Raw genomic sequence first — 16,854 nt, forward strand, 5'->3', positions numbered from 1 at the left:
CCCAACAACGTCATAAGAGATTCCATACAAGTTTTGATGTGGTGATTATAGCGCGGAGGTCCCACCCGTTCCCATCCCGAACACGGCCGTTAAGCTCCGCAGCGCCGATGGTACTGCATACGCGGTAGAGTAGGTCGTCGCCTCATCTTTATACTTCAAGCCCCTAACGCTATGCGTTCAGGGGCTTTTTTTATTTCCACACCTCCACAATACCATGAAATGGTTTTTAAACAGCTATTGTTTATATTTGCTGTATACAACCCATCAAATAAAAAAGCAGTAGACCATTGGAATTTAATTTAGCCCAAAACTTGAATATCAAAAAGGATATAACCTCATTCTTATCAGACTATAAAGAGAAATTGTCTGAACTTTTTACTGATAGAAATGATGAAAATGAAATGCTGGCCACCCGTGGCCTACCACCCTATGTTTTACGTGAAGTTTTAGAGCATAATCCATTATCCACATTCATTCCTAAAGAGTATAATGGAAGAGGAGCCATCACCAGTGAAGCACTTTCTATGCTGGAAACAACTTCATACCAATCATTACCTCTATCATTAATGATGGGGATAAACGGTGCACTATTTCTGCAACCGGTTGCTAATTATGGTAAAGAGGAGGCACAAAAGTCTGTTTTTCAAAGATTCTTGCAAAAGAAAAATATGGGTGGACTAATGATTACAGAACCTGATTATGGTTCTGATGCTTTGAGGATGCAAACCAGTTTTGAATACGATGAAGATCAAGATTCATACTCTATAAAGGGATTAAAACATTGGGCCGGCTTAACAGGATGGGCCGATTTTTGGTTGATTACTGCCCGTGGAATGGATAAAAATGGTGAGTTGGGTCGAGATATAGGATTTTTTATCCATGACAGTTCCAATGGTGGTATTGAAGTATTGGAGTATTACAAAAATCTTGGTCTCTACATGCTTCCTTATGGAAAAAATAGTATTGACATCAATGTTCCTGGCACCCACAGATTAGAGCCTAATACTACCGGGGTTACGATGATGCTGGATATTCTTCATCGAAGTCGCCTTCAGTTCCCGGGTATGAGTACAGGTCATTTAAAGAGAATGTTGGATGAAGCTTTAGATCACTGTAGAACCCGATTGGTTGGCGGACAAAGCTTATTCAATTACGATCAAGTGAAAGAGAGATTAGCTCAGCTCCAGTCATACTTTACAGTAAGTTCGGCAATGAGCTTTTTCACGAGTACGAATATTCCCTTGGAGAAAAACACATCCCGCATGGATGTAGCAGCTAATTCAATTAAATCAGTGGTTACAGATTATATGCATGAAGCTTCCCAATCATTGATGCAGTTGGTGGGTGCAAAAGGATACCGTTTGGATCATATTGCAGGAAGAGCGATGGTAGACAGTCGTCCATTTCAGATATTTGAAGGATCCAATGACATACTCTATCAGCAAATATCAGAATCTGTGCTGAAAAAGATGAGAAAGAGTAAAGAAACGAATCTTTATAAATTCCTGAAAAGTTACTCTCTGACAGAGAATGCAGCCGATTATTTTAAAGATCTGCTCAATTTTGAAATTGATTATAAACTGCCTCAACGTAAGCTCGTTCAATTGGGCCGCGCTTTGGGTCGTATCGTATCTATGGAAATGACACTGAAACTGGGCAATACAGGCTTCAATTCCGATATGATTTCAAACAGTTTAAAAGTATTAAGATCAGAAGTTCATTCCTTAGTGAGTACGTTCAGTAACAATGAAGAGCCTTCCGTGCTTGAAGATTACAGTGATGACAGCAGCTGGCTCAAATTTGTGAAAGCTTAAAATGATCTTGAATTCCAATTTCGTTGCTAGATAGGCCTATCGAACATATAGTTGTACTAACCGGTGCCGGTATTAGTGCCGAAAGCGGACTCTCAACATTCAGGGATGCCGGTGGATTATGGGAAGGCTTCGATATTAATGAAGTAGCTTCTATAGAAGGATGGTATAGGAATCGGGAGAAAGTTCTTGATTTCTATAACATCAGAAGGAAACAAGCGGCACAAGCTAAACCCAATGAAGCTCACACCGCTCTGGCTGAATTAGAGAATCGGTATCAGGTAACCGTTGTGACTCAAAATGTAGATGATCTGCATGAGCGGGCCGGCTCTTCGGAAGTTATTCATCTGCATGGTAAACTCAGAGAAGCACGCAGCGAGGAGGATCCCGACCTAATCACAGATATTGGCGAAAATCCAATATCGATCGGACAAAAATCGTCTGATGGCACACAGTTAAGACCAAATGTAGTATGGTTTGGAGAACCGGTCCCGATGATTTCTAAAGCAGCAGAAGTTGTTTCTAAGGCAGACCTTTTTATGGTAATCGGCACATCATTAGCTGTTTATCCTGCAGCAGGATTGACGGATTATACACGGCCGGGAATTGATAAATATTTAGTGGATCCAGGTACACCCGAGTTATACTCTTTCGAAGGATGGGAGCACATCAAAGAAAGTGCTGCAAATGGAGTTCCAAAATTAATAGAAAAATTGTTAAACGAAGATTATGAGTAATAGAGCATCAGATAAAGAGAAAGAAGCATTGGAGAAATATCTGCTCCAGTTTTTAAACATTGAAAAGCAATTTCCACTCCTACCGGGTATAACCGATAGAAACGCCATTGCCGGTTTGATGGGAATTGAAACGGAAGAACTAACCAAATTAAGAAATCATTTTGCAGACAGTGCAAAGGATGCCGCGCTGGAATTGTTAAAAGAAGATGATATCACAGATTGGCTGGACGATCTGCCATTCAAAAAGGATGATACCATCGTGGCGTTAGGTGATTCGTCAACGGATGACCTGCAGGGGTGGTTTGAAATTTTTAAAAACTTACTGAATATCACCATTGAAGGTGCCGATTTTATATTTATAAACGCAGGTATAGCGAATAATACAACATCAGAGGCGCTGCGAAGAATGCATCGGGATGTGCTGGCTCATGAACCTGACTGGGTGATTGTGAGCTTAGGTACATTTGACACGATACGTCCACGATTTATGCCGAAACGAACACTTCTTCCGCTATCCGAAACATGGGAGAACCTGGCTACGATTGGAGATGCGATTAAAACGGTTACGGATAATCCTCCTATCTGGATTTCACCCCAGCCTGTCATTCCGGGCCTGCTCGATGAAATGGAGCTGTTCGATTTTGATATAAATGAAAAGGATCTGTCTCAAATCCGCCAAATTCTGTTAGGAAAGGCTGGCTATATTGTTGATCCATTGGGTAAAAGAATGGGCAATCCGCCGGAAGCTTGGTATTATTTGAGTGATGGGATCAATCCATCACTTTCTGGACATGTTAATACCGTTCGCGAATTGATTAAAACTCTTGCTACTGCAGAAGAAAAAGACGGAACAATGGCTTCCGTTGATTTTGATCCGGAGGAGTGAAAAATCAGGTTATGAGCTGATCTAAAATTGCGCCTTGAAGGAGACCATTTTTAGTGCAGGTGTTAACTCATATCTTAATTCCTGAGTGCTCAGCGATTTTTGTGCGATGATGTCCGGTGCTATCAGTCCAACACTGATTTGATCGCTGTTGTACTCAATCAATGAGTCTCGGTTCATAAGGTTTGATGATACAAAGTCTGAATTGCGTTCTGCGTAGATGAAAGAGTCAAACAGTCCCACTCCAAAACCAACCCAGGCTCCAACTCCTGAACCATATTGTAATCCATCTACGATCGGGCTGTTGCTAATCAACATTACGGCAGAACCGAGAATTGCCCCACCGGCCGCTCCGTAAAATGTATCCAAAAGGACAATGACGGATGAGTTGTTGCCATCATTAAACATTCCTGAGATGAAAAATTCCTGACCCTGCGGAAGGGTTACGATATCGTACACGGCAACTCCCGCCCCTGCTAAAATACCGGCTCCTAAACCGATTCGCAGCGGCGCAAAATCGCTGCTGTTCTGAAGTCCCATTGTTGCTGCACCCAGTGCAGTTCCGGTTAAAGCTCCATTCAAAACATTACCGCCAAGCAGCTGTCCGGTTTGAGCGGATGACTTTTCAGAAGTAGAAATTGTTATCAATAACAGAAATAGAGTCAGCAGGGAAAATTGCTTCATGAAACACCTTGATTTAATGAGATAATAGCTTTGCAGAATTTACCAATAATCATCCTTTAAAACAGTTTAAATTCTAACCGGGATCACCCAACGTAACGGGTAAAATCTGGCCATTATAAAATTTGTGTCCGTTTATGATAAAATCAGAAATATAGTCCGCCATTTCCTGAGGGGAGACCGGTGCTTCGATACCCGGAAAAGCCTGCTCCAGCATCTCAGTTTGTACAGCTCCCAGGCACAGAGAATTACAAGATATTTTATCTTCAGAAAGCTCAGTTGCGAGGCACTCGGTTAAAATGGACAGGCCTCCCTTTGTGGCACTATAGACCGATAAACCAGGAAACTTGCTGCTTCCCTGGAAACCGCCCATACTGCTAATGGTTACAATGTGCGATCCAGGATTAAAGTGTGATTTTAACTCTTTGGTTAAAAGAGCCGGAGCCATCAGATTTACTTCAAACTGCTTTTGCCAATCAGCACGTTCTTGTTCGGCAAATGGCTTATTGATTAAAACTCCTGCGTTGTGAAGTAATCCGTCTATGTTCTGACTAAGACTATTTAGATGCTCAGCAATCTTTTTCCCGGCATTTTCTTCAGTAATGTCCAAAACGAGTGTCGAAATATGATTCGGGTAATCACTCTTTAACTGATTTAACTCTTCTTCTGATCTGGAAATAGCAGTCACAGTATGTCCCATTTCTGCCAACTTTCGTGAGGTTTTATTACCGATTCCCCGGCTGGCACCCGTTATAACAATGTGCTTTGACATTTTTACTCTATAGTTCTGAATGTTTAAATTTTTAGTGGAGAAACATAAGGTCTGAAACCATTTAAGCCCATCGGCTTAACCGGTATCTTAAAAATAGACCATGCTTTTGACTTTAAAAAGTTGCCATTGCAAGCGCTTTTTTTGTTTCTTTACGTGGCTTTAACAAAATTGCATTAGATTGAATTCGATGCTAATTAACAATTATGACTGTTTAAAACAGATAGAGACGCACAACATCTAAATAAAATTCAAATTGAATAAGAATCACTTGGGTTGATCGCCATGAATATTGCAGATTTACTACCGGAAAATATAAAACGATTAAAACCATATGTAGCCGGTAAAACCATAGCAGAAGTAAAAAAAGAGTATGGTCTGGAGCGAATATCCAAGCTGGCTTCAAATGAAAATCGGTTGGGCTGCAGTTCAAAAGTTAAGGACGCTGTTTTAACCAGTCTGAAAGAGATTCAGGACTATCCCGACCCAGTTTCGGGCAAATTGAGAGCTGCCATTGCAGATAGAAATGCAGTAAAAGAGTCTGAAGTAATTTTGGCGGCGGGTTCAGAAAGTATCATTTCAATTTTGTGCAGAACCTTTTTTAAACATGATGAAAATGCTGTAACCGCCAACGCAACCTTTGTCGGATTTTTTGTGCAGGCGGGGGTTCGGGGTGTAGAGCTGAAAAAAGTGCCGGTTACCGAAAGTTACCGCTTTCATGTGGATGGTATTCTGGATGCGATTGATGATAAAACAAAAATGGTCTACCTGGCCAATCCCAATAACCCAACAGGTACGTATTTAAAAGCAGATGAGTACAGGAAATTGGTCGATGGTATCCCCGAAAATGTACTTTTAATAGCTGATGAAGCTTATTTTGAATATGCCAATGAAGTAGACGACTATCTTTCGGCAATGGATTACCGTAAACCGAATGTGATTATCTTGCGAACATTCTCTAAAGCCTTTGGTCTGGCTGGTTTCAGAATCGGGTACGGCATCGCAGACGAAACGTTGATTACGGAGATGCTAAAAACAAAACTTACCTTTGAGCCCACTGCTCCGGCTCAGGCAGCTGCCTTGGTTGCGTACGATGACCTGGAATTTCTGAAAAAGAGTACTGAAGTAGTAAAAAAAGGCAGAGATCGGCTGTACTCATTTTTTGACGATCACAATGTTCAGTACGAAAAATCGATTTCAAATTCTGTGATGATGATTTTAGACTCCGAAAGTGAAGCGGTCGATTTTACTCAGAAAATGTTAGAACAAGGCGTTATTTTACGACGTATCAATGCGTTTGGACTCCCGAATTGTGTACGGATCACGATTGGAACACCATCAGAGATGGACCATTTTGAAGAAAGTTTTAAACAAATTTTTAAGCAGTAGAAAGAATCTGATTTATGGCTAAAAAGAAAGACGCGAAAAAAAAGATTGACTGGCTACAGGTTGCCGATACACTCCTACTTTCCAGGGCAATAGATGATCTTGAAGAAGCTGAACTGGTTCCAGATAAGAAGATTCTCTATCAATTTTCTGCCAGGGGACATGAATTAGGCCAGATTCTCTTGGGAATGCAGCTGGATCAACCCAATGATGCAGCTTCTGCATACTATCGCTCTCGCCCGTTAATGCTGACGCTTGGACTTTCTGCTGAAGATGCGATTGCATCAGGTATGGCAAAATCTGGCGGGTACAGTGATGGTCGCGATATCGGTGTGGTTTGCAATATGCCCGGTAATGAAGGAGTAACCGTTCTTCCCATGGCGGGTGATGTGGGATCGCAGTACACTCCAGCAGCAGGCTGGGCACAAGCTATTGAGTACAGGAAAAAAGTGTTAAAAGAAGAAGCATACTCGAATGCAATTTCTGTGATTCTGGGCGGCGATGCTTCAGTAGCGACGAACGGCTTTTGGTCGTGCCTTACCATGGCTACTACACTGAATTTGCCCATATTGTTTTACATCGAAGACAACGGATATGGAATTTCGGTCACCAGTGATATGCAGACGCCGGGAGCTAATATCGCCAATAATCTCTACTCATTTAAAAATTTAAGAATTTTTGATGGCGATGGTACAAGCCCGGAAGAAGCGTTAGCCCTGATTACTGAAGCTTCCGATTATACACGGGAAAGAAAAGGTCCGGCACTGCTTCGACTTACGGTTCCCAGATTAAACGGTCATTCATACCAGGATAATCAAGCTTATAAAGACGAAGAGCTGTTGAAAAAGGAGAGTGATAGAGATCCTCTCAAAACTCTGAAAGAATTTATGATACCTGATCTCATCAGCAAGAAGAAGTGGGATGAGCTTGAAGAAAAGAACCGTGAAAAAGCTCGTGAAGCAGCTGATTCTGCGTGGAACAGACCGGACCCGGATAAAGACAGTTTAACAAAGTATGCGTTTTTTAAAGAGGGTGATGAAATTCAGCAGGTAGGCGGTTTATTTAAAGAAGGGTTTGAGTTTCCTGATGCTTCAGAAGATCCGTCACCGGAAAAACAGAGAATCAATATTGTGGAAGGAGTTCGCCGAACCCTGGAACACGAACTGGATATCAATGAGAAGGTTGTGGTTTTTGGTGAAGACGTAGGCGCAAAAGGCGGAGTTCATGCTGCTACTATGGGGCTGCAGACCAAGTTTGGTGAGGAACGCGTATTTGATACCAGTTTGTCAGAGGAAGGAATTATCGGACGTGCAGTGGGGCTTGCCTACGCCGGACTGATGCCGGTGGCGGAGATTCAGTTCAGGAAATACGCAGACCCGGCAACGGAGCAATTGAAGAATACAGGAACCATACGCTGGAGGACGGCCAATAAATTTGCTGCCCCGATGGTAGTTCGAATGCCGGGCGGATTTGCGAAGTGCGGAGATCCATGGCACAGTGAATCGAATGAGGTGTTTTTTGCGCATATGATCGGCTGGCAAGTGGCCTATCCGAGCAATGCACAGGATGCTGTTGGACTTCTTCGATCGGCAATGAGAAGCAATAACCCAACAATCTTCTTCGAACATCGTAATTTGCTCGACTCTAAATATGCCCGAAAGCCATATCCGGGAGATGATTTTATTGTTCCGTTTGGAAAAGCTAACAGACTTCGGGAAGGAGAAGATCTCACCATTATCACGTGGGGAGCCATGTGCGAACGCTGCGAAGCTGCAGCAGATGAGTCTGATATCTCAATGGATATCATAGATTTGCGAACAATCATGCCCTGGGATAAAGAAGCTGTATTTGAATCCGTCAAAAAAACCAATCGATGTTTAATTGTGCATGAAGACAGTGAAACAGCCGGATTTGGTGCAGAATTGGGGGCAACGATTTCTAATGAGTTGTTTAGATATCTTGATGCTCCCGTACAGCGATTAACCATGCCGGATATTCCGATGCCCTACAATGTGGAATTGATGAATCATGTGCTGCCATCTGTAGAGAAAATTGTTGAAAGGGCAGATCAGATCGTTCACTATTAATTACCAAATCAAAAGGTTTGAAGACCTTTTTGTAGATTTATTAGTACAGTGATATTGAGACTGCGAATAAGCCAATTTTTATATCATTAAGAACACTGTTGTAAAAACCAGGGATTAGAGTACTTGCCGGCAACTCGGTTGCCGGTTATACTTTTTGCAAATACTTCTTTGTAAGTTTAAAAAAGCTTTACACTTCAGACTTAATAATTTCTGAAACTTCTCTACAAAATGTATTACATTCCCCTCAGAGTGATTTTTTGACTGACCAAGATGAGTAAATAAAATCGAGATATAAATGCGTCTTGGTACTAAATTATTATTGGGCTTTATCTCTATTGCACTACTGGTGTTGATTACCGGAAGTTTGTCGTACTATCTGAGTAATGCGGTAAAGAATGATCTGATTGAAACCAGTGAGTTAACCTCCCGTCAGCTTCAGTCTTTAACTGAGATGACGTCAGATCTGCAAAATTCCCTACTTTATACGCGGAATTATCTCACAGAATATGATAAACGAATCAGAGGGGATCGTTCGCTCCCGGTTACTGCACAGATACGGGAATCCCGCCGTATTGTAGAAAAGAGCCTGGATCAATTTGAATCTGACTTCAAGGAATTCAGGGAGTTTTCAACTAATAATTTCGGCAATACCGAAGATGATCCGTCATTTGAATCGGAAATCGATGGATTGGCTGATTCCCTTCAGGTATCATTTTCTTACTACAGTTCCCTCACGCGACAGATTATCGATGTGGATCAAACCGACTTTGGAAATGAAATTTTCAACGTAACCGTTGAGCCATATTTCCGGAATACAGTACTCCCATATTTGATTGAGCTTAGGGGAATGTTTCACGACCGGGTCAATTTGCAGCTCGCTGAGCTTGAAAACAGGGCAAATACAACTATTCGGCAGGTCATTGTAATTACCATACTTGCTTTCCTGATCGCAATTTTATTTACGTTTATTGTTTACCAATCTATTGCCAAACCCATACAGAAATTACAGCGAACGGCTGATGAGCTGGGTTCAGGAGATCTCTCGAAGCGGATTCATATTCAAACCAAAGATGAGCTGGCCGATTTAGCAAACTCATTTAATATGATGGCGGAGAACCTGAGCAAAAGCATGGTTTCCCGGAGTTATATGAATAATATTATCCAGTCGATGGGAGATATGCTGGTTGTAACGGATAAAGAAAATCGGATTGAATTGATAAATCATGCGGTTTCACTAACCCTGAACTATGATCCAAAGAAATTAAAAGGGAATAATTTCTTTGATCTTTTCAACGAGGATGACAGAACGGAAGTAGCTGAAACCTACGCCGAAACGAAATCTGATAATCCTGTTGTGGATGAGTGGATTATGAATACCGGTACGGATCAAAAGATTCCTGTAGTTGTGACCCATACCGAAATTCAGGATCAAAATGGCGAGAGAAAGCATATCTATGTTGCCCGGGATGTGACAGAGCAGAAGGAGGCCGAAAAGCGGATCAGCGACTCTTTGAAGGAGAAAGATGTAATGCTATCGGAAATTCATCATCGTGTAAAAAACAATCTGGCTGTCATTTCGGGGCTGCTTGAAATGCAGGTATGGAATACCGAAGATGAGTCGATTGCTGAAATATTACGCGATAGTCAGCTCAAAATTAAGTCGATGTCTTTGGTGCATGAGAAACTCTATCAGAATGAAAATTTTGCAAATATAGATATCGGCAATTATACGGAAGAATTGGTCAGTGAAATTCAGAAATCATATCAGTCGAAAAGAAAAAATATTGAAGCATTTTTTGACTGCGATTCCATCTCTGTTACGTTAAATCAGGCTATACCAATTTCACTGCTTCTAAATGAGAGTATCGTAAATATATATAAACACGCGTTTACCTCGATGAATGAAGGTGTTATTTCCATCAGAATGAAAATGTTAAATGGAAATATCGAAATCCGAATTTCTGATAACGGAATTGGTTTGCCGGATGGATTCGATAAGGAGACAGGCGGCTCAATGGGCCTTGTGTTAATTGACACACTTGCCAAACAGCTGAATGGTACTTATCAGTTTCAAAATGGAGAAGAGTCAGGAACCGAGCTGTTGATCTCTTTCCCTAAAAATGATAAAAGCGGCGGCGGATTTGTGAAGTAGTTCCCGGGTGTAATTGTGAATTACATTTTCTGAACTTAAAGAATATAGGCTGATGCTACGGCTTCGTATGAAGCGACTTGCGTTTTTTGCCACTCCCTGCTTTTGTCCATTTCATTCCCCATAAGTTCTGCAACTTCAGGAGCCATTTCCACACTGGCTTTTGCATCCAGAAGTAAAGCTCGGGTTCGGCGGGCCAGAACGTCTTCTACCGTCATGGCCATTTCATTTCGTACTCCCCATATTACTTCAGCTTTCAGGTAAGGAAGTCGCTCATGAAGCGGTTCTCCAAGTTCAGGATTTTCTTTGATTAGCTTTTCAATTTCAATACGATCTGACCCATAGTGGTGCAACGGATCGGAGTGGTCGGTGTTCTTGAGCCATCCGTGGATCCGCATATTTTCGGTCACACATTCATTGATGTTCAATCCGGCAATGGTGGCGGCCTGATCTACAGTATCCTGAGCCATTTTCCGATAGGTTGTCCATTTACCGCCTGTAATGGTAACCAATCCGCTGTTTGAAACGATGAGAGTATGGTCGCGGGATATGGAGGCGGTATCACTGCCGTCACCTCCTGCTTTAACAAGTGGGCGTAAACCGGCAAATACACTGCGAACATCTTCGCGGGTAGGGTCACCGGTCAAATATTGGGCCGCATGTTTTAAAATAAAGTCAATCTCTTCTTCCATTGCTTTCGGCTCAAGCTCAGGATTGTCAACGGGCGTGTCTGTTGTGCCTAATACGAGTTTCCCATTCCATGGAACGGCAAAAAGTACACGTCCGTCATCGGTATGCGGCACCATAATGGCCGATTCACCGGGTGAAAACTCACTGTCAATAACGATGTGTACGCCCTGACTTGGAGCAATTATCGGTTTCGCTTCAGGGTTGTCCATCTTTAGAATGTTGTCGGTAAAAACGCCTGTAGCATTGATAACTACCCGTCCATTTATTTCATACTCTTCCCCGGTCAGCTGGTCTTTAAATGCAACACCATCAACCATATTATTCGTTTTCAGGAGCTCCGTTACTTTACCGTAGTTAATGAGTGTAGCTCCATGCTCTGCTGCAGTTTGAACCAGATTGATTGCGAGTCTGGAGTCGTCAAACTGTCCATCGTAATAGATCACACCGCCACGGAGACCATTCTGCTCAAGTGTTGGAAGCTGCTCAATGGTCTTTTCCAGCGAGAGATTCTTAGATGGCCCCAAACCAAGTTTTCCCGCTAGCATATCATAAACTTTCATGCCGATACCGTAAAAAGGCCCTTCCCACCAATCGTAGTTGGGTACGATGAACGATTGATTACGAACCAGGTGAGGTGCATTTTGAATGAGAAGTCCACGTTCGCGTAAGGCCTCCAAAACCAAAGAAACATTTCCCTGCTGCAGGTAACGGACACCACCATGAACCAGTTTAGTGGAACGGCTTGAGGTACCCTTTGCAAAGTCGTGCTGCTCTAAAAGCAGCGTGCTATACCCGCGTGAGGCCGCATCAACAGCTGTTCCCAAACCTGTGGCTCCACCACCGATGATAATAAGATCGAAGTAGCCTTTTTTATTCTTAACAGCGTCGATCATTTCAGTTCTGATCATGGAATCGGGATTTGGTTTTCGTTGAAATTGATTGAAAATAATCTCTTATGGAATTACGTAATAACTGATCGAATTTTCCAATGATTTAAAAAATAAATCAGGAAAAAAATTATCAAAAATTCACTGTGAAATTAAAATGTAAAAAAAGCCAAAAATTGTTTGTTGTTTTATTCTGAATTAACTAATTAGGGTTTGGCTTGTTTTCAAACGAGCTGGAATGACTAAAATAAACCTTCATAATTATACAAATCACTAACCCCTACTTTATGAAAAATCAATACAAATCAACTCTTTTTATAGTGTTGTTCTTGTTTTTGTATTCGGGTAGTGCCTACGCTCAATTTACGGTGAATGGTACTATTGTAGATGCGGAAAGTAATGAACCACTATTTGGTGTTACTGTCGTCGATGCTCAAACAGGTGATGGCGCTGCTACAAATATTAATGGTGAATTTTCACTCAATGTATCTGGTGAGTCAACAACCCTGAGAGTGACCTATATCGGTTACATTACGCAGAATGTTGACGTAACTCGAAACGGTAACTCAGTAGTAGAAATTGAAATTGAACTCGAACCTGATATTTCCCGATTGGATGAAATCGTTGTAACAGGTTTGGCTTCAAATGTTAAGAGAAGTAACCTTGGTAATTCAGTTGCTACAGTTTCCAGAAAGGAGCTTGCAGGAACTACAATCGGACAATCGCTAGATAACTCTTTATCCGGTAAAATTCCGGGTGTAAATATAGTTGCAAACGGTGGTTCTCCCGGCGGTGGTAGCAACGTACAGCTAAGAGGAATTTCAACATTAGGATCCGGTTCATCTCAGCCACTCTATATTATTGATGGCGTTTATGTGGATAATACAGTTATCTCAACCGGACGGTCTTCGGTTAGTGGTGCCGGTGGATCTAATCAGGATGATTCTGCAAGCCGTATTTCAGATTTGAATCCAGAAGATATTGAATCCATTGAGGTGCTTAAAGGTCCCTCCGCCGCTGCTATTTATGGTGGACGAGCCAATGCTGGAGTTATCATCATCACCACGAAAAGAGGACAAGCCGGTGAAACACGTGTTGGTATCAAACAAGATATAGGTTTTACCAGTGCCTTAAACCTGCTTGGCTTTGACGATTGGAGTGAAGATAAAATAGACTTGGTTTACAGTGGTCAAAGAGCTGAAGCTGAAAAGGCAATCTTCAGACAGAATGGAAATTTATTAGACTATGAGGAAGAGTTCTACGGTGAAACCGGCCTGTTGAGTAATACACAGATCAGTGCTTCCGGTGGAAATGAAAGAACTCAGTTTTATGTGAGTGCAGGTGTACAATCGGAGGAAGGCATTATTAAAAATACCGGTTTTGATAGAAATAACATTCGTTTGAATCTGGATCACTCCATAAACAATAATATTTCTGTTACATCGAACTCAAACTATATCAGAACAGATTCGGATCGAGGTTTTACGGGTAACCAAAATGGAACAGGTGGAAGTATCGGGTATAATATTGCATATGTTCCGAGTTATTTCGACCTCAGACCCGATGAAAACGGTCTCTATCCGAACAACCCATATTTTGCGGAGAATCCATATAACCTGCGCGATAATGCGGAAAATAATCAGTTAGTCAACCGTTTCTTACAGAGTGTTCGTCTGGATGCTAATCTTTATAGCAGTGACAACAGTTTTCTAAGATTTAATACTCAGGTGGGTTTGGATTATCTGAATTCAAATTCAATAATTTACTTCCCGGAATCTTTTCAGTCACAACAGGCAAGTTCCACTCCCGGTGACGTTATTCACGGTAAGCAGGATAACTTCAACCTGAACATGCAGGCATTTCTGGTTTACAATGTTGATGTGAGTGATTTCAACTTCAATACACAGGTTGGATACACACGCTTGTATGAGGAGTCTAACAGACTTCTGAACCGTGGCCGAGGTCTAGCGCCCGGACAAACAAATCTGAATCAGGCACAGGTTCAATCTGTATTTTCACAAGTGTTTCAGGAAGTTTCGGAAATTGGTTTAGTTGCTCAGGAAGAGATCAACTGGGACGATAAAATTATTGCATCACTGGGTGTTCGGTTTGATAAATCAACACTTAATGCACAGCAAAATACATTCTATCCGTTTCCAAAAGCATCGTTAGCCGTAAATCTTACAAGCTTTGATTTCTGGAATGTAGATGAGATTGAACTCTTTAAACTCCGTACAGCTTATGGAGAAACAGGAGGTAAAGCACAGTTTGGAAACACTTTTGAAGCATTGGGTGGTGTGAACATCGGTGGCGGACTCGGTTCAGTAATTTCAACTCGAGCTATTGATCCTGACCTGAAGCCTGAGACAGCCAGTGAGATTGAATTTGGTGCAGATATCAGTGCATTTCAAGGAAGAGTGGGTCTTGAAGCAACGTACTACATCAAAAATGTAAGAGACTTGATTCTTGACCTTACACCCGCATCCTCAACAGGTATTACAGCGATTGCTACAAATGCTGCAGAACTTGAAAACAAAGGTGTAGAGCTGGCACTGACAGCATCACCGTACAGAAGCAGTAACCTTTCTTGGATTACAAGGCTGATGTATTGGAGTAATGATTCAGAAATCACACGACTGGATATTCCTTCTTACGATACCGGAGCTTTTGGACTATCGTTAGGACAGTATTTGATTCGCGAGGGTGAATCACCCACATCGATTGTTGGGAATCCACAGGATCCTGATCTGACGTTTTACGGTGACGCACAGCCTGATTATCAGATGTCCTGGTATAATGAATTCTCATTCTTAGGTAATTTCGAATTTAGTTTCCTATTTCAGTATCAAAAAGGAGGAGATAACATCAACCTGACTAACTTTCTGCTAGATGGCGGTGGCAATACGCCAGACTGGAGTAATGATGACGATGGTGATGGTACACCTAATGGTCTGGACAGAGGTCCATTTAATCCAAGTCAATTTGTGGAAGATGCTTCCTACATCAAACTGAGAGAAGTTGGTCTTTACTATACTCTTCCCGGTGAGGTTGTGTCAAACTTCTTCAACGCTCAGCGTATGCGTTTTGGCGTTTCAGGTCAAAACTTACTGTTATTTTCAGATTACAGCAGTTACGATCCTGAAGTATCGAACTTTGGCGCGCAACCGGTTTCGCAATCTGTGGAAGTGACACCGTATCCAAGTGCAAGAAGAGTATTCTTCCATATTAATCTCGACTTTTAAGAATGACTACTATGTTAAAAACAAAACACTACTTAACGACGATTTCTATAGTACTGTTGTCATTTTTAATGGCTACAGGATGTGATTTGCTTGATGTGGAGGAGGTTATTGACCCCAATAATCCGTCTTCAGCCGGCGTGTTAAATGATGCGACTCGCGGTGAATTACAAAATATGGTTACCGGTCTTGAAAGCCGGCATCGAGGATATGTGGCAAACACCACACAGCTCTTTGGGTCATTCGGCCGCGAAACATGGAACTTCTTTGCTTCTGATCCGAGATTCACCATTGACTGGTTGGGACAGGAAACCATAACAGAGCCGTATCCAAACTTCTTTTCCTCAGGAGGGACATATAACACACCCTATCAGGCAATTAAGCAGGCTAACCTGCTAATAGGAGCGGTGGAGAACACAACGACTGTGACTGAAGCCGAAGCAAATGCTTATCTCGGGTTAGCAAAGACGATTAAGGCATTTCAATATCTCATTCCGTTAAACGGACAGTACCAAAACGGAATTCGAATTGATGTGGCTGACCCTCTAAATCCGGGACCATTTTTAAGCTATGATGACGCATTGGATGAAATCCTTGCGCTTCTGGATGAGGCCTACAATGATTTAGGTAATGCTCCTGCAGATTTACCTTTTAATCTAACGGATGGATTTGGTGAGTTTGAATCTACGGATGGGTTAAGACAGGTGAACCGTGCCATCAAAGCACGAGCTTCTATTTATGCTGAAGATTTTACCGGTGCTTTAGACGCGTTGGATGACTCATTCATGGATTTAACTGCCGGTGAAGAGAGTATGAATCGCGGGGTGGCACATGTTTACGGAAATCCACCGGATTCATTCAACCCGCTGTTTTATCCTTTGGATGCAAATACAAATCAGATTATGGTTGTTCACCCATCCATGATTGAAGATGCGGAAGCCGGTGATTTGCGCGTTGAGAATAAATTCTTTGAGCGTACGACTCCTGTTTCCAATTCAAATGTTCCCGAAGATGCAGAATACCAGGATGCTCGATTTGAGAGTAATACCTCACCAATCCCTTATTTACGCAATGAGGAGTTAATTCTGATCTATGCGGAAGCGTTGGCACAAAGAGGACAGGGCACCGATTTTGTGGATGCTACAGCCGCAATTAATCTGATTCGAGAGACATGGGATTTAACCCCGGTTGCTCTGGCTACCTCGGATGAGATCATTGATCAGGTTTTGTTTGAAAGAAGATATTCACTTTGGGCAGAGGGCGGTCATCGTTGGATTGATGCTCGTCGTTACGATCGGTTGGATGAAATTCCAAATCGATACGGAAGAGTATTTACTCAATTGGCTCGCCCAACAAGCGAAACCAACTGGGAGAACCAGAACAATTAACTCAACCTATGTTTGGAACAGTCTGCTTGTAAGCATATAAAAGCAGACTGAGACGAGATCGAAGGATTAACAAAATCAAAAAAAGGCTCTGTGATTAAGTTCACAGAGCCTTTTTTATATCTTTAAACTTTCAAAACTTAGTAAAAA

The 16,854-nt window shown here is 42.0% G+C and carries 11 protein-coding genes and 1 rRNA gene; 9 read left to right on the forward strand and 3 right to left on the reverse strand.

From position 1 onward, the window contains the following. Positions 1-37: 37 nt before the first annotated feature. The 4 genes from rrf to CWD77_RS00020 all read left to right on the forward strand — a co-directional run bounded on the left by rrf (position 38) and on the right by CWD77_RS00020 (position 3,434). Positions 38-146, forward strand: a 5S ribosomal RNA gene (gene rrf / locus CWD77_RS00005). 141 nt (positions 147-287) lie between these two features. Next, complete coding sequence (locus tag CWD77_RS00010) at positions 288-1,814, forward strand: acyl-CoA dehydrogenase family protein (RefSeq protein ID WP_240596567.1); 1,527 nt, start codon at positions 288-290, stop codon at positions 1,812-1,814. Between the two features lie 23 nt (positions 1,815-1,837). Continuing rightward, the gene (locus CWD77_RS00015; protein ID WP_206017914.1) at positions 1,838-2,548 is read left to right on the forward strand and encodes an SIR2 family NAD-dependent protein deacylase; all 711 of its coding nucleotides are present in this window, start codon (positions 1,838-1,840) and stop codon (positions 2,546-2,548) included. Then, the gene (locus CWD77_RS00020; RefSeq protein ID WP_101071148.1) at positions 2,541-3,434 is read left to right on the forward strand and encodes an SGNH/GDSL hydrolase family protein; all 894 of its coding nucleotides are present in this window, start codon (positions 2,541-2,543) and stop codon (positions 3,432-3,434) included. The genes CWD77_RS00015 and CWD77_RS00020 overlap by 8 nt, the downstream gene beginning before the upstream one ends. A gap of 21 nt (positions 3,435-3,455) precedes the next feature. Here CWD77_RS00020 and CWD77_RS00025 read toward each other — a convergent pair whose 3' ends face one another. Together CWD77_RS00025 and CWD77_RS00030 are read right to left on the reverse strand one after the other, a co-directional pair. Then, a complete protein-coding gene (locus CWD77_RS00025; RefSeq protein WP_101071149.1) occupies positions 3,456-4,115 on the reverse strand; it encodes a hypothetical protein in 660 nt (219 codons plus the stop codon). A gap of 73 nt (positions 4,116-4,188) precedes the next feature. Further along, positions 4,189-4,884 carry an SDR family NAD(P)-dependent oxidoreductase gene (locus tag CWD77_RS00030; protein WP_101071150.1) on the reverse strand — a complete coding sequence of 232 codons (696 nt, stop codon included), beginning with the start codon at positions 4,882-4,884 and terminating at the stop codon, positions 4,189-4,191. Positions 4,885-5,166: 282 nt separating this feature from the next. Between CWD77_RS00030 and hisC the strand changes: the two genes are divergently transcribed. From hisC to CWD77_RS00045, 3 genes are all read left to right on the forward strand, one after another. After that, complete coding sequence (gene hisC / locus CWD77_RS00035) at positions 5,167-6,270, forward strand: histidinol-phosphate transaminase (protein WP_101071151.1); 1,104 nt, start codon at positions 5,167-5,169, stop codon at positions 6,268-6,270. A gap of 14 nt (positions 6,271-6,284) precedes the next feature. Then, on the forward strand, positions 6,285-8,354 hold the full coding sequence (locus tag CWD77_RS00040; RefSeq protein WP_101071152.1) for an alpha-ketoacid dehydrogenase subunit alpha/beta: 2,070 nt from the start codon (positions 6,285-6,287) through the stop codon (positions 8,352-8,354). Positions 8,355-8,649: 295 nt separating this feature from the next. Continuing rightward, positions 8,650-10,506, forward strand: coding sequence for a histidine kinase dimerization/phosphoacceptor domain -containing protein (locus tag CWD77_RS00045; RefSeq protein WP_101071153.1), 1,857 nt, complete (start codon positions 8,650-8,652; stop codon positions 10,504-10,506). 35 nt (positions 10,507-10,541) lie between these two features. Here the strand turns inward: CWD77_RS00045 and CWD77_RS00050 are convergent, their stop codons facing one another. After that, positions 10,542-12,101, reverse strand: coding sequence for a glycerol-3-phosphate dehydrogenase/oxidase (locus tag CWD77_RS00050; protein ID WP_101071154.1), 1,560 nt, complete (start codon positions 12,099-12,101; stop codon positions 10,542-10,544). 266 nt (positions 12,102-12,367) lie between these two features. Here CWD77_RS00050 and CWD77_RS00055 point away from each other — a divergent pair, with 266 nt between their 5' ends. Both CWD77_RS00055 and CWD77_RS00060 read left to right on the forward strand, forming a co-directional pair. Continuing rightward, positions 12,368-15,322: a SusC/RagA family TonB-linked outer membrane protein gene (locus CWD77_RS00055; protein ID WP_101071155.1), complete on the forward strand. Its 2,955-nt coding sequence runs from the start codon at positions 12,368-12,370 to the stop codon at positions 15,320-15,322. 11 nt (positions 15,323-15,333) lie between these two features. Beyond that, a complete protein-coding gene (locus CWD77_RS00060; RefSeq protein ID WP_101072885.1) occupies positions 15,334-16,707 on the forward strand; it encodes a RagB/SusD family nutrient uptake outer membrane protein in 1,374 nt (457 codons plus the stop codon). Positions 16,708-16,854: the final 147 nt, after the last annotated feature.

Origin of the sequence: Rhodohalobacter barkolensis, assembly GCF_002834295.1 — a bacterium.
GTDB classification, from domain to species: domain Bacteria; phylum Bacteroidota; class Rhodothermia; order Balneolales; family Balneolaceae; genus Rhodohalobacter; species Rhodohalobacter barkolensis.